The sequence below is a fragment of the Anaerostipes rhamnosivorans genome (assembly GCF_005280655.1).
GTDB classification, from domain to species: Bacteria; Bacillota; Clostridia; order Lachnospirales; family Lachnospiraceae; genus Anaerostipes; species Anaerostipes rhamnosivorans.
In genome coordinates this window covers 3,336,022-3,350,190 of record NZ_CP040058.1, presented here as the reverse complement: position 1 = coordinate 3,350,190, position 14,169 = coordinate 3,336,022, and the positions used below count along the sequence as shown (strand labels likewise).

16 protein-coding genes are annotated in these 14,169 nt (G+C 45.4%); 15 read left to right on the top strand and 1 reads right to left on the bottom strand.

Annotated elements, in window-relative coordinates; genetic code table 11:
- Positions 1 to 9: 9 nt before the first annotated feature.
- From AR1Y2_RS16585 to AR1Y2_RS16560, 6 genes are read left to right on the top strand one after another with little or no spacing between them, the layout of a single operon-like run.
- Positions 10 to 171, top strand: coding sequence for a Flp1 family type IVb pilin (locus AR1Y2_RS16585; RefSeq protein WP_137329962.1), 162 nt, complete (start codon positions 10 to 12; stop codon positions 169 to 171).
- A complete protein-coding gene (locus tag AR1Y2_RS16580; RefSeq protein ID WP_137329961.1) occupies positions 168 to 1,631 on the top strand; it encodes a DUF5702 domain-containing protein in 1,464 nt (487 codons plus the stop codon). Before AR1Y2_RS16585 ends, AR1Y2_RS16580 begins: the two co-directional genes overlap by 4 nt.
- A gap of 26 nt (positions 1,632 to 1,657) precedes the next feature.
- A complete protein-coding gene (locus tag AR1Y2_RS16575) occupies positions 1,658 to 2,509 on the top strand; it encodes a TadE family protein (protein ID WP_137329960.1) in 852 nt (283 codons plus the stop codon).
- The gene (locus AR1Y2_RS16570) at positions 2,488 to 2,895 is read left to right on the top strand and encodes a hypothetical protein (RefSeq protein ID WP_137329959.1); all 408 of its coding nucleotides are present in this window, start codon (positions 2,488 to 2,490) and stop codon (positions 2,893 to 2,895) included. Before AR1Y2_RS16575 ends, AR1Y2_RS16570 begins: the two co-directional genes overlap by 22 nt.
- Entirely contained in the window at positions 2,888 to 4,042 is a 1,155-nt protein-coding gene (locus AR1Y2_RS16565; RefSeq protein ID WP_137329958.1) for a DUF6382 domain-containing protein, read from the top strand. The genes AR1Y2_RS16570 and AR1Y2_RS16565 overlap by 8 nt, the downstream gene beginning before the upstream one ends.
- 41 nt (positions 4,043 to 4,083) lie before the next feature.
- Complete coding sequence (locus tag AR1Y2_RS16560) at positions 4,084 to 5,013, top strand: rhomboid family intramembrane serine protease (RefSeq protein WP_137329957.1); 930 nt, start codon at positions 4,084 to 4,086, stop codon at positions 5,011 to 5,013.
- Here the strand turns inward: AR1Y2_RS16560 and AR1Y2_RS16555 are convergent.
- Positions 4,979 to 5,659 (bottom strand): sensor histidine kinase, encoded by a 681-nt coding sequence (locus tag AR1Y2_RS16555; RefSeq protein WP_137329956.1) that lies wholly within the window; start codon positions 5,657 to 5,659, stop codon positions 4,979 to 4,981. The genes AR1Y2_RS16560 and AR1Y2_RS16555 overlap by 35 nt on opposite strands.
- A 166-nt stretch (positions 5,660 to 5,825) precedes the next feature.
- Here AR1Y2_RS16555 and dnaX point away from each other — a divergent pair, with 166 nt between their 5' ends.
- The 9 genes from dnaX (at position 5,826) to metK (ending at position 14,165) form a co-directional block, all read left to right on the top strand.
- A complete protein-coding gene (dnaX, locus tag AR1Y2_RS16550) occupies positions 5,826 to 7,424 on the top strand; it encodes a DNA polymerase III subunit gamma/tau (RefSeq protein ID WP_175403682.1) in 1,599 nt (532 codons plus the stop codon).
- 29 nt (positions 7,425 to 7,453) lie between these two features.
- Positions 7,454 to 7,807: a YbaB/EbfC family nucleoid-associated protein gene (locus AR1Y2_RS16545; protein WP_137329955.1), complete on the top strand. Its 354-nt coding sequence runs from the start codon at positions 7,454 to 7,456 to the stop codon at positions 7,805 to 7,807.
- A gap of 15 nt (positions 7,808 to 7,822) precedes the next feature.
- Positions 7,823 to 8,419 carry a recombination mediator RecR gene (gene recR, locus AR1Y2_RS16540; protein WP_137329954.1) on the top strand — a complete coding sequence of 199 codons (597 nt, stop codon included), beginning with the start codon at positions 7,823 to 7,825 and terminating at the stop codon, positions 8,417 to 8,419.
- A gap of 828 nt (positions 8,420 to 9,247) precedes the next feature.
- The gene (locus AR1Y2_RS16535) at positions 9,248 to 9,664 is read left to right on the top strand and encodes an HIT family protein (RefSeq protein WP_137329953.1); all 417 of its coding nucleotides are present in this window, start codon (positions 9,248 to 9,250) and stop codon (positions 9,662 to 9,664) included.
- An 8-nt stretch (positions 9,665 to 9,672) separates the two neighbouring features.
- Positions 9,673 to 10,272, top strand: coding sequence for a flavin reductase family protein (locus tag AR1Y2_RS16530; protein WP_137329952.1), 600 nt, complete (start codon positions 9,673 to 9,675; stop codon positions 10,270 to 10,272).
- The gene (locus AR1Y2_RS16525; RefSeq protein ID WP_137329951.1) at positions 10,250 to 10,759 is read left to right on the top strand and encodes a shikimate kinase; all 510 of its coding nucleotides are present in this window, start codon (positions 10,250 to 10,252) and stop codon (positions 10,757 to 10,759) included. The genes AR1Y2_RS16530 and AR1Y2_RS16525 overlap by 23 nt, the downstream gene beginning before the upstream one ends.
- Positions 10,760 to 10,943: 184 nt before the next feature.
- Positions 10,944 to 12,239 carry a UDP-N-acetylglucosamine 1-carboxyvinyltransferase gene (locus AR1Y2_RS16520; RefSeq protein ID WP_137330306.1) on the top strand — a complete coding sequence of 432 codons (1,296 nt, stop codon included), beginning with the start codon at positions 10,944 to 10,946 and terminating at the stop codon, positions 12,237 to 12,239.
- Between the two features lie 18 nt (positions 12,240 to 12,257).
- Positions 12,258 to 12,896, top strand: coding sequence for a phosphate-starvation-inducible PsiE family protein (locus AR1Y2_RS16515; protein ID WP_137329950.1), 639 nt, complete (start codon positions 12,258 to 12,260; stop codon positions 12,894 to 12,896).
- Positions 12,897 to 12,974: 78 nt separating this feature from the next.
- Positions 12,975 to 14,165 carry a methionine adenosyltransferase gene (gene metK / locus AR1Y2_RS16510; RefSeq protein ID WP_137329949.1) on the top strand — a complete coding sequence of 397 codons (1,191 nt, stop codon included), beginning with the start codon at positions 12,975 to 12,977 and terminating at the stop codon, positions 14,163 to 14,165.
- Positions 14,166 to 14,169: the final 4 nt, after the last annotated feature.

Sequence of the window (14,169 nt, the reverse complement as noted above, 5' to 3'; positions counted from 1 at the left end):
GTTTAACCGATGAATAAGTTTATCAGAGATGAGTCAGGGATGGGTGTTGTTGAAGTCATTTTGATCATCGTGGTGCTCATAGGATTAGTAATTATTTTCCAGACACAGATAAAAAAAGTTGTACAGAACATATTTAAGACGATCACGTCCAAAACAGGACAGGTTCAATGAGACTGAATCAGAGAGGGAGTGTGACAGTGTATGTGAGCCTGCTGTTTCTCATATTTCTCCTGCTGTTGAGCATGTGTCTGGAAGGAGCCTATCTTTATCTGGGAAAAGGCAAGGCCGAGGGAGCCTATCTGGCATCCCTGTCCAGTGCCAGGGGAAATTATCAAAAAGAGCTGGAACAAAAGTATCATCTGTTTGGTTTGGATGTACGGTACGGAGCTCAGTTGGATACATGGATCGGTGAAACATTAAACTATGATCTGACGGCGGGAAGGGATCCCTTTTCCTTTCAGGCGGGACCGATACAGATAAGCAAAAAGATTTCTCTGGCAGACAGGCAAGGAGAGATACTGAAAAAACAGATAGAGGACTTTATGAAGTATGATATCGGCAAGGCGGGGATCAATGCCTTAAAAGAATATGTACTGAAGCTGCCGGAGAGAGAAGATACCTCTCAGGCAAAAGGCATTCTTGATCAGGCAGACCAACAGGACAGTGAGGATAATAAAAAGTCATCAGACACAGGGAAGCAAGAAGATACAAAGACCGTAAAGAAAGCCAAGGATCCAAGAAAGGGACTGGCAAGGCTTCTGAGGGAGGGAGCTGTATCCATTATTTTAGGCGGAGATGCGGAGGTATCAGAAAAGGAGATTTCTGTTGTTTATGGACACGAAAGCAGAGAAAAAGAAAAGAAGCTTAATTTCTTTCGTGCCGGGTCAGTGAGTGAGACTTTAGATGAACAGGTAAAGGATACAGCCCAGACAGGTATGAAAACGGAACTTATGTCCATAGCCTATGCATCCAAGTACTTTCACAGCTACACATCAAAAGAAAAGAAGAAAGGATTACAATATGAAATAGAATATCTGATCGCTGGAAAATCCTCTGAAAAAGAAAACTTGGGCGCAGTCTTTTCTAAACTTTTACTCCTGCGTTTTCTTCCAAACCTGATTTATGTGCAGAAGGATCCATCCAAACAGGCAGAGGCGGAAGCATTGGCCGCTTCGGTGCTGGGGATCACAGGGCTGGTTCCTGCAGTTAAACTGGCGAAGGAGCTTCTGCTCGCTGCGCTTGCTTACGGAGAATCTGTGACAGATATAAGGAATCTTACAGAGGGAAGAAAGGTTCCAGTCTGGAAGTCAAAGGACACGTGGCAGATGGAGTTTGCCGGTCTGGCGTCGCTGTCCGCTAAGAGGAGGCCTGTAAAAAAAGGGCTGTCATACTCTGATTATCTGTGTCTGCTCTTGATGATTCAGACAAAAAAGCAGGAGAAGTATCTGAGAATGATGGATCTTATAGAAGCCAATATCAAATTGGAGGTGCCGGAATTCTCGTTGAGTTCATGTTATGTTTCCTTTCAGGCAGAGACAGAAATGATGCTGAAGCCCCTTCATTTTGGAGGTGTCAGTCTCCCGGTAAAAAACAGGTATCAGTGGAAACTAAAAGAACTATCGGAATATTAAATAAGAATGAGAGGGGGAGAGCAGAGATGTTCTTGGATTGTATAAAAAAACATTTCTCCAAGCCAACAGCCAACAATATAAGATTATCAATTGAATACAGACAATCTGACAGGACATCTCTGCTCTCCTCCTCTGAGGGCAGCATGACACTGGAGGCATGTATCCTTGTCCCTATTTTCCTGTTCTTGTTCCTGGCGTTAGCCTCTGTGGGCGAAACCTTGTGGATTCATGGGCAGGTATATCACGGAGTATCCGAGGCGGCAAAGGAAGAAGCTGTATATGAATATCTGCTGCAGAAGAAAAAGACACAGTCTGTAAGGCCTGTGATTCTTAAGCAAAAGTTTCTGTCTGCTGTAAACCAAAGCGCGCTAAACCGTTCATCTCTTATTGGAGGTGCACAGGGGGTATTGTTCTCAGGCTCACGGTTTGAAAAGGATCAGGATATCTATGAGATCACAGCCCGGTACAGGATTACCTTTCGGCTGCCTTTCCTTCCTGCATTTTCAGGAGATTACCAGCAGAAGATAAGACAGAAAGCCATGACCGGCTATGTGCATACACAAAAGGAGTCGGGGGATGGGCAGGTGTATGTGACACCTTATGAGAGTGTATATCACAAAGATGTGAACTGTACGCATCTTTTACTTTCTATCGAACAGGACTCTGATGTGGAGAAATATCTGGAGAACAAAACAAAATATAGGGAATGTGAACGCTGCACTAAATATCATAAGGGTAAAGTATCAGTAGTGTTTGTTGCCAGGGAGGGGGATGCGTACCATACAGATTTAAGCTGCAGCGGACTGACAAGAACAATCAGAAAGATAAAGAAAAGCGAAGCGGAGGGAATGAAGCCATGCGAAAGATGCGGGAGGTAGATGGTTATATTACACTGGAGGCAAGTCTTTTGATACCGTTGATCTGTTTTATGCTCGTGCTGCTCAACTCCTTTTTCTTTTATATTATGGACCTGGGTATCACGTCAGGAATGGCAAAGGAGGTAGGTCTCTGCTCCATGGATGGAAACAGGGAGCGCAAACTTACAGCAGATCTGAATAAGAAGATCATGATGGGCAAAGTAAGCTCCGTAAAGGTATCTGAATCAGAAGACAAAAGGAGTATCACGGCACAGGCTCAGGTTAAGGTCCCAGTGTTGGGAAGCGTGGACTTATTTGGCCTGCATGTATTCCGCATAAAAGAACAGCAGGGATTTATGCTTCCGAAAGAAGCAGATAAGATCAGGAGGTGGAGCTTGATTGAATGAACAGTGGATCCGGGAGGGATTTGACCATTATTATGTGGTATCAAAGACAGAGGGAGAAGTCTTTGAAGAACAGGTACTTCTGTCTCATATGATCCACGGAATCCTGCCCTGTGAAGTGCGGCGGATCGAGGAAGAGGAAGCGTATTATTTTAATCTTTCTTCTTCTAATCTGTATATAGATCAGATTGGGAAGCTGGATGCCAAAAGGTTTTTTAAGGAGTTGATCTGTACAATAGAAGAAGCGCAGGATTATCTGCTGAATCCAGATCACTTGATCCTGACAGCCAGGCAAGTATATGTGAGAGAAGGAAGACCGGCACTTTGTTACGTGCCGGGTTACGGAGAGGATATCGCACAGCAGCTGAAAGAGTTTGTACAGTCCTGTACAGAACAGCTGGACTACAGAAACCGGGACCAGATCACATTTTTTTATGAACTGCATAACAGGTTGAGAAAGGGGCCTATAACTCTTGAAGAATTAAAGGAATTTGTGGACCCTCCAAAAATATCAGACGTAATGGAGAAGGAACCTTCTGTGAAAACGGAGACCATGGAATGTCAGGTACCAGTGGAGTTGTCACGGGTAAAATGTAGAAAGATAAGCTGTCCTGTTTTATTGTATATTCCGCTGCTTTCTTCGATGGCTTACTTTTCAGTCAGGGCGTGGAATGAAGGGATGACATTTCCAAATTTTAGAGGAATATTGACAGGGGCAGTCCTTTTGGCGGTAAATACCGGTTGTCTTTTGGCGGTGGCCAGAAAAAAGAAAAAGAATGTACAGACATGGGAGGAAGAAAAGGATCCTTCTGTGGGCCGGACAGAATTGTTCAGTGATGAAACTGTTCTGTTGGTTCCGGACAGGATGCCGATGCTTAGGTTATCCGGACAGAATGGTCCTGGAATTCCGGTAGAAGGCAGAGAATTTACAGTGGGTAGGCAGAAAGAGGGTGTGGACTTGTGCCTGTCCCAGCCCGGAGTCAGCAGGCGTCATTTTCAGATCCTTACGGATGGGGACGGGTATCTGATCCGGGACCTGGGCTCTAAGAATGGGACATTTGTAAATGGTGAAAGGGTTTGGAAAGAATCGGTGCTCCAAGGCGGAGATGAAATAAAAGCCGGTACAGAACAATTAGAATTTATGGTATAATTCCAATAGGATTGAAAAGGCTTTCTATTGGAGGAAATGTCATGTATCAAAGAATCTTAAATCTATTGAATATCAGGGGATACCAGAAACAGATGACTCCTCTGGGCCCATGCTATATAAAAGAAGAGATGGGAAGAAAAAAAGGGGTGTTCATGACCTATGAGCACAAGCCCGACGGAACTATGTATACGCAGGAAGAAGCCAGTCTGCTGGACGAAAAGTTGAAGCGGTATATTGGACCTAATGCCTCAGTGCTTGTGCTGATTCTGTCTGACAAGGGAAGATCTACATGGACCGACCCGGACAGGGCTTTTGAGGAACTGTATGACCCGGTATGTTTGATACTGTCAGCCGCAGGAAAAGATGAGGAGCAGTCCGACACATCCGGAGGGATCCGTTTCAGAAAACTGGGAGAATATAAGGCTACAGCGGTTATTCTGGCTATTAATATTTTTATGTATTTGTGGACACTGGCCAGCCAAGAGATCTTTAACTGGGGAGCGCTCACATGGATGCACGCACTCCAGCAGGGAGAGTTTTACCGCCTTGTTACCAGCAACTTTCTGCACAACGGATTTGATCATCTGTTTAACAACATGATTGTCTTCCTTCTCGTGGGAAGCCGGCTGGAGCCTATATTCGGCACAGGACGGTATGTGGCTTTATACTTGGGAGCCGGTATATCCGGGAGTATCGTATCTGCCGCCTACTACATGCATACCGGAGAAATGGTAGCCTCTGTCGGCGCGTCAGGAGCAATTTTCGGCCTCATCGGGGCTATGCTGTGGATACTGGTCAAAAACAGGGGATACCAGAAGGAGTTCTATGGAGGGGGCGTTGTGCTGATGATTGCAGGAAGCCTGTATCATGGTTTCTCCACAATGGGAATTGACAACGCAGCCCATATCGGGGGCTGCATTGGAGGATTCCTCCTGGCTATTTTGCTGTATCGGCAAGACCGGGGAAAATAAGCGTAAACGTGGTGCCCTGGTTTAGGGCGGAATCCATGTGGATAGAGATATCCAGATCCTTGGCAATCTCGCTGACCACAGACAGTCCGATACCGTTACCTTTCGGCTCAAAGGATACACCCCGGTAAAAGGCACGCGCCTGCTGTTCCTTCGTCATACCGATTCCCGTGTCGGAGAGGCTGCAGACAATAAAACTGCCTTCACGGCTTACATGGACAGAAATCAGAGGCTCTCTTGCAGTCTCTTTTTTTCTGTTGATCGCATTGACGCCGTTGGAGATCAGATTGTTAAAGATTTGAAGGAACTTGGTCTTGGAACCCTTGATATAATAGGGGCAAGAATCCTCTGCCTGGACGGAAAACCTGATTCCGTGCTCCTTCAGTTTGGAACTCCAGGAATATTTGATTTCCTCCAGCAGAGAGGTGAGGTCTACAGGTTCCAGGGCAGCAGAAGCATCTGACGCCGGAGTGAGCATATGGCGGACCATGTCAAACACAGAAGAAAAATCATCTTTGATGCCAGACCAGTGAAGATCTGCAAGAAGCTCCGGGTGGGTTTGTTCTATGTACTGAAGCTGGCTGTAGATTAAAGTCAGAGAGTTTTTCAATTCATGGGAAAATGTTGTCAATTCATTTTGATTCTTCATAATCACTCTTCTTTCTATTACAAATTTCATGCAACGACAACTATAAGTTTATATGGGAGCTTGTGTAAAAGGCAACGGAAAACAGGGGCAAAAGTTCGACGATTTTTTTCCTTTTCCATTTTCAGAGGTTATGATACAATAAGGAAATGATGCAGGAGGAAAGAATATGTCATATATGGCTTTATATCGAAAGTTCCGGCCGTCGACCTTTGATGAGGTCAAGGGACAGGATCATATCGTCACAACGCTGAAGAATCAGCTGGAAGCCGGACGTATCGGCCATGCCTATCTGTTCTGTGGAACCAGAGGGACCGGTAAAACGTCGGTTGCAAAGCTGCTCGCCAAGGCAGTGAACTGTGAGCACCCGGTGAATGGAAATCCATGCGGAGAATGTGAAAGCTGCCAGGAGATCCAGGAAGGCAGTTCCATGAACGTGATGGAGATTGACGCGGCGTCCAACAACGGCGTGGACAATATCCGTGATATCAAGGAACAGGTGCAGTATTCCCCGGCTTCTGGAAAATATAAAGTGTTTATTATTGATGAGGTGCATATGCTTTCCATGGGGGCATTTAATGCCCTGCTTAAGACTTTGGAGGAGCCGCCGGAGTATGTGATCTTTATCCTGGCCACAACAGAGGTTCACAAGATCCCGATCACGATCTTGTCCCGGTGCCAGAGATATGATTTTCACCGGATAACGGCTGATATCATTGCTGATCGGCTTATGGAACTGATGTCGGAAGAGCAGGTGGAGACAGAAGAAAAAGCCCTGAGATATGTGGCCCGGATGGCAGATGGATCCATGCGTGACGCCTTGAGTCTTCTGGACCAGTGCATTGCATTTTATCTGGGGAAAAAGCTCACTTATGAAAATGTCCTGGAGGTTCTTGGCACTGTGGATATCAGTGTCTATGCAGAGCTGCTGGACTGTATACTTGCAAATGATGTGACCGGGGTCATTGGGATCATAGGCAGGATTGTAGAGCAGGGAAGAGAACTCACCCAGTTTATCACCGACTTCATATGGTATTTGAGAAATCTGCTCCTGGCAGGCAAGGGTGACGCATCCATGGAAGCACTGGAGATCTCTTCGGAACAGCTGGGATTGATGCAGCAGAAAGCGGCCCAGGTCAATGAAGAGACTGTAATCCGGTATATCCGTATCTTGTCAGAATTACTGAACCAGATCCGGTTTGCAACATCCAGAAGGGTACTGGTGGAGGTGGCCATGATCAAAATGTGCCGTCCCCAGATGGAGACAGATATGACCAGTATTCTGGAACGGATGCGTATGATGGAAGAATCACTGGAGAAGATAAAGACCCAGGGAGTTACTTTGTCGGCACAGCCTCCGGCTGAGAAGTCCGAACCAAACCCTCAGAAAGCAGAGAAAACACCAGAGCAGATACTGGATGAAAGGCTTCCGAAGGCGAGAGCCCAGGAACTTAAGGAGATCATCAAACATTGGAAGCAGGTAAAGCTTGCCCAGCCTCCGATGATAAAGAATCTGCTGTCCAAGGGTATTCTGACCGCGGATGAATCCACAGAGGTACTGAGACTCATGTTTAAGCCTGAGGGCAGCATGAATATGGGGAAGGACTACTTCCAGAGACACCCGGAAAAGATTGAGGTTCTTGAAACGGAGCTTGCTCAGAGATCGGGGTTCCAGGTAAAGATTGAGATCGGAGAACTGGAGTCCGTGAAAAACGAGGACACCATTAATTTGGATTGCATTCACATGGATGTGACGATAGAAGAATAAAAAGATATTTATTTCAGGAGGTATAAGAGATGGCAAAAAGAGGCGGATTTCCGGGTATGGGCGGAAATATGAACAATCTGATGAAGCAGGCACAGAAGATGCAGAAGCAGATGGAAGAAACTACAAAAGAACTTGAGGAGACCACATATGAGGCAACTGCCGGAGGCGGAGTTGTAAAGGTAGTGGTATCCGGTAAAAAAGAAGTTGTAGGTGTGAGCCTGGACGAGGAAGTAGTTGATCCGGACGATATTGAAATGCTGGAAGACCTGATCGTGGCGGCTACCAACGAGGCACTCCGCAAGATGGAGGAGGACTCACAGAGCAAGATGGGGAAAATCACTGGAGGACTTGGCGGAGGACTCGGAGGCGGATTCCCGTTTTAAGGATGGATAATTGATATGGATTATTACAGCAGTCAGATCACAAAATTGATTGAGGAACTGGGGAAGCTTCCGGGTATCGGACCTAAATCGGCCGGGAGGCTTGCTTTCCACATTATTAATATGCCGCATGACCAGGTGAAACATTTGTCTGAGAGTATTTTAGATGCTAAGGAAAATGTTCATTACTGCAGAGAATGCTGCACCCTGACAGATCAGGACATCTGTCCTATCTGTTCCAGCAGCAAGCGGGATCACAGTACGATCATGGTAGTGGAGAGTACAAGGGATCTGATGGCCTATGAAAAAACAGGAAAATATGAGGGTATTTACCACGTTCTGCACGGAGCCATTTCTCCGATGCTTGGAATCGGGCCTTCAGACATCCGGCTGAAAGAACTGATGGCCAGACTTCAGGGGGATGTAAAAGAGCTGATTATTGCTACCAACTCAAGCCTTGAAGGAGAGACCACGGCAATGTATATAAGCAAGCTTGTGAAGCCGACCGGCATCAAAGTAAGCAAAATTGCCAGCGGAGTACCAGTGGGCGGAGATTTGGAATATATTGATGAGGTTACCCTTCTTCGGGCACTGGAAGGAAGAACTGAATTATGAAAGGAAAAAGAGCAGCCGGGCAGGCTGCTCTTTTTCTGTAAGTAACTTTAAAACTTTAAAACAATAAGGAGAGGATTTTCATCCTCAAGAGGGGTAGGATTTGAAAGTATTTAAAAATGTTTAACTACTTTACATTTCTTATTCTACTGAATAAATGTGAACAAATCGTGAACAAACTGTGGATAAAGTGAAAAATGAAGGTAAAGTTTTCAGAATATTTAGAATAAAATAAGAAGAAAACAAAAAACACTGTATACATATTTAAATTGCTTGACAATATCGGCGTTGTTTTTTATAATAAAACCATAAAGAGGAACGAGTTAACGGATTTCTTAAAAGAGTCGATGGGAGGCGATATTGTTTGGATATTATGTCGCAAGACATAGAAGACATTCTATATACAATAAGTAATAAATTTCATACAGTGAGCCTTCAGAATATAGGATAAGTTGTCCAGTATAGATTTTATACAAAGATCGGAGAGACAGGACAGGTAGAGCGTCAATCGAAGAATCAGTTGTATATAGAAGAGAACGGAATAAAAAGAAATGAAAGATCAAGAAGTTTGATATGTGAGTCGCAAAGACTCAGAGTTCGGATTGATTGAGAGATTGAAGGGAATACAGAAGTTGTGTATGGCATGTATGAAATAGGGCGTTTCGAATAAAAGCCTCCGGTTAATTACAATTAAATATTTAAAAGGTGAGTCGCAAAGACTCACCTTTTTTTGTTGCGCGAATACTATAGTAATAATTTCACACTTCATTTTTGGATTCTTGAAAAAGGCCTATAAATAAGATACAATACAAACCAAAGGAGATGAAAATTATGAAGAAACAGGATTGTATATTTTGCAAGATCATAAGCGGGGAAATACCCTCAGCCACAATTTATGAGAACTCGAAGTTTAAGGTGATCATGGATATTGCTCCGGCCAACAAGGGGCATGTGCTGATCCTGCCAAAAGAACATTTTGATAATATCTACGATATAGACACTGCAACTGCCGGGCAGCTGTTTGAACTTGCAGCTTTGGTGGCAAGGGCGTTAAAGACAGTGCTTGACTGTGACGGAATGAATATTCTACAGAACAATGGAACTGTGGCAGGCCAGACTGTTTTCCATTTTCATATGCATATCATCCCGAGATATGAAGGGGATACCGTGAGTATGGGATGGAAAGAACTCAGCTATGGGGACGGAGAGATGGAACAGCTCAGGGAAGCAATCAGGAAAGAACTCTAGGAGGCGGCATGTCAAAGATATCTTGGAAGCCGGGCAACATGATCTATCCGCTGCCTGCAGTTATGGTAAGCTGCGGATTGGAAGGAGAGCCGGACAACATCATCACTGTGGCATGGACTGGAACCATCTGCACGAACCCGCCGATGACCTATATTTCTCTGAGACCAGAGAGGCACTCCTACCACATAATTGAAAAAAGCGGTGAGTTTGTCATCAACCTGACAACCAAAGAGCTCGCCAGGGCCACAGACTTCTGTGGTGTGCGTTCTGGAAGAGATCTGGATAAGTTTAAAGAAATGGGCCTCACAAAGGAATATGGTCATCTTTCACATGCACCCTGCATAAAAGAAAGCCCGGTGAATATTGAGTGCCGGGTTGAGGAGATTTCTCCCCTAGGATCTCATCATATGTTTACGGCGCGTGTGGTTAATATCATGGTGGACGATAATTATATGGAAGAAAACGGACGGTTTGCCCTTGAAAAAACCAATCCTCTGATCTATTCCCATGGAGGATATTTTGAGACGGGAAAACAGATCGGAACTTTTGGATACTCCGTGAAGAAGAAAAAAAGGAAGAATAGAAATGATAAGCCAAAAAGGAAATAACTACATTTTAATCGGGATGCCGGGGGCTGGCAAAAGCACGATCGGGGTTTTGCTGGCTAAGTCATTAGGGGCTGAATTTATTGATACAGACCTGGTCATCCAGCAGAAGACAGGAAAGCTCCTGAAGGATATTATCAGTGAGGAAGGAAATGAGACATTCAAACAGATCGAGGAGGATGTCAATGCGTCAGTTGAAGCTGAGAACTCCGTGATCGCCCCCGGGGGAAGCGCCATCTACAGCCAAAGAGCGATGGATCACTTTAAGCAGATCGGTACCGTCATTTACCTGCAACTGAAGTTTGACACAGTGGCTGAGCGGCTCGGCGATCTGGCAGACAGGGGTGTAGTGCTGGACAACGGCCAGACCCTTTGTGATTTATACCATGAAAGAATACCTCTCTATGAAAAATATGCAGACATTACGGTTGATACCGATGATTTAAAGATTGGGGAAGCCTTAGAAAAAGTGTTGGAAAACTTAATATAGTGTGATATACTGATAAATATGCGAGTAAGCGGCATGGAACTTCTGGACTTATGCCAGGGTATTTTGTGCCTGCCTGAGGGTATGTATTGAAAAAGATACGCTTATTTTTTAGCAGAATGGATAGATTATTGATAGAGAATGAATGATTCGATTGATTGAATAGAGTTTTATATAGAGGTGTATGATGGAACAATATATCATTAAAGGCGGAAACCCACTGGTAGGAGAAGTTGTTATCGGAGGCGCGAAGAATGCTGCCCTGCCTATCTTAGCAGCAGCAGTTATGACGGATGGAACGTGTGCTATTGAAAATATGCCGGACGTTAGGGATACAAATGTTTTGCTCCAGGCGATGGAAGGCATCGGAGCAACAGTAAAAAGATCAGGAAAACATGAAGTGGTGATCAGCGGAAGCGGCATGAATGCGGATTGCGATGTAGATAACGAATATATCAGAAAGATCAGAGCATCTTACTATCTGATCGGTGCTCTTTTAGGAAAGTATAAAAGGGCGAGAGTAGCTCTCCCAGGAGGCTGTGAGATAGGCAGCAGGCCCATTGACCAGCATATCAAGGGCTTTAAGGCGTTAGGCGCCAGGATTGAGATTGAAAATGGTATGATCACGGCCACTGCAGATGAACTGATCGGCTGCCACATTTATATGGATGTGGTATCTGTCGGTGCGACCATTAATGTTATGATGGCGGCAGCTTTGGCTAAGGGCAATACAACGATTGAAAATGTGGCAAAAGAGCCGCATGTTGTTGACGTTGCCAATTTTCTGAACAGTATGGGTGCCAGCATCCGCGGAGCAGGTACGGATGTGATTAAGATCAAGGGTGTGGAGAAACTCGGAAACTGTGAGTATTCCATTATTCCGGACCAGATCGAGGCGGGAACATTCATGACAGCGGCTGTTGCCACAAAAGGTGACATCACGATCAAAAATGTCATTCCCAAGCATCTGGAAGCCATCAGCGCAAAACTCGAAGAGATCGGAGCGCAGGTGGATGAATTTGATGACGCAGTCAGAGTCGTAGCCACCAAACGGCTGGATTCAACCCAGATTAAGACCCTGCCTTATCCAGGATTCCCGACAGATATGCAGCCTCAGATGGCCGTGTCATTAGCTCTGTCTAACGGGACCAGTATTGTTTCAGAGAGTATTTTTGAAAACCGTTTCCGCTATGTGGATGAGCTGACCAAGATGGGAGCCAGGATCCAGGTGGACGGAAGAACAGCCATCATCACCGGAGTTAATCTATTTACCGGTGCAGATGTTTCAGCACCCGATCTGCGTGCAGGGGCAGCCCTGGTCATTGCGGGTCTTGCGGCTGACGGATACACTACAGTCAGCGATATCGGCTATATTTACCGTGGATATGAAGGTTTTGAGAAGAAGATCCAGAACCTCGGCGGAGATATCAAACTGGTGAACGATGAGAAGGAAATCGCCAGATTTAAGCTGCGTATCGTATAAATTAAGGGGGAATTGCCGGTGCGACAATACCTGAAAAACGAAGTGTTTAAGATATCCAAATGGATAGAGTTTTATTTATCAGCCCTGATTACCATTGCGGTTATCGGCGGCGGAGTGTGGATGATCAAGGATCTGATCGCCATTTTATCAGGCAATCCAGAGTCTGATGCGATTTATCAGTTTGTACTCAATGTGTTTAACCTTGTGATCTGCGTGGAGTTCATCAAGATGCTGTGTAAGCACACGGCTTCTACACTGGTGGAGGTCCTGATGTTCGCCATAGCCAGACAGATGATTGCACAGCACACAAGTCCGATGGAAAACCTGCTCTGTATTTTTTCTATAGCGGTTCTCTTTATTATAAGGAAGTATTTCCTGGACCGTCTTGAGGATATTGACAAGACCGTATTTTTGCCGAATCAGAAGATTGCAAAGGTGAATGAACTGGTACATGTGAATATTCCGGAGGAATATAAGGGTGAGTCAATCGGAGAAGCGGTGCTCAAGGGCATTGATCTGGAAAATGAAGAAGTAACATGTGGGCATTGCTATTATTTCCCTGGCGGAGCGCTCCGCGTATCCAAAGTTGTCGCAGGACAGGTGAAGGAAGTGGAAGTTATCCGCAGCAGAAATGTAAACATTATGCCGAACTTATGATGTTAAATTGAAGTAGGTCCGACCAGTTCGGGCCTTTTTCGATACATATGAATATCTTTAGAAGCGAAAGGAGCATTTATGGAAAAAATACTATTCACATCAGAATCTGTCACTGAAGGACATCCGGACAAGGTCTGCGACCAGATTTCAGATGCCATTTTAGATGAACTTTTAAAACAAGACCCGATGAGCCGGGTAGCGTGTGAAACCTGTACCACCACAGGGCTTGTGATGGTTATGGGTGAGATCACGACCAACGCTTACGTGGACATTCAAAAGGTTGTGCGCCAGACACTTACAGATATCGGTTATACAAGGGCAAAGTACGGGTTTGATGCCAGCACCTGTGGTGTTATCACTGCCATTGATGAACAGTCCAAGGATATTGCGCTCGGTGTGGACAAGGCATTGGAGGCAAAAGAATCTGACATGTCAGATGAAGAACTGGATGCCATTGGGGCAGGAGATCAGGGAATGATGTTCGGTTTTGCCACAAATGAGACTGAAGAATACATGCCGTATCCAATTTCCCTTGCCCATAAGCTGTCAAAGCGGCTTACGCAGGTGCGTAAAGAAGGGATACTTCCTTATTTAAGACCGGACGGTAAGACCCAGGTCAGCGTGGAATACGATGAGAACGGAAAACCGCTCCGCCTGGAGGCAGTTGTACTGTCCGCGCAGCATGATCCTGAAGTGGAACAAGACCAGATTCATGAGGACGTCAAGAGAGAGATTTTTGATAAGGTGCTGCCGGCAGAGATGGTAGACGAACATACGAAGTTCTTCATCAATCCTACCGGACGTTTTGTCATAGGAGGCCCTCAGGGAGACGCGGGGCTTACAGGAAGAAAGATCATCGTGGATACTTACGGTGGATATGCAAGGCACGGCGGGGGAGCGTTCTCCGGCAAGGACTGTACAAAGGTAGACCGGTCTGCAGCATATGCGGCGCGTTATGTGGCAAAAAATATCGTGGCTGCCGGGCTGGCAGATAAGTGTGAGATCCAGCTGTCCTATGCCATCGGAGTGGCACACCCTACTTCCATCAATGTGGATACTTTCGGAACAGGAAAAATATCAAGCGAAGCTCTTGTGGAGCTGATCAGAAAGAACTTCGACTTAAGACCGGCAGGAATCATCAAGATGCTCGATCTGAGAAGACCGATCTACCGTCAGACATCCAACTATGGACATTTCGGAAGAAACGATCTGGATCTTCCGTGGGAACGCCTGGACAAGGTCGATATATTGAAAGAACAAGCTCAATAAAAGG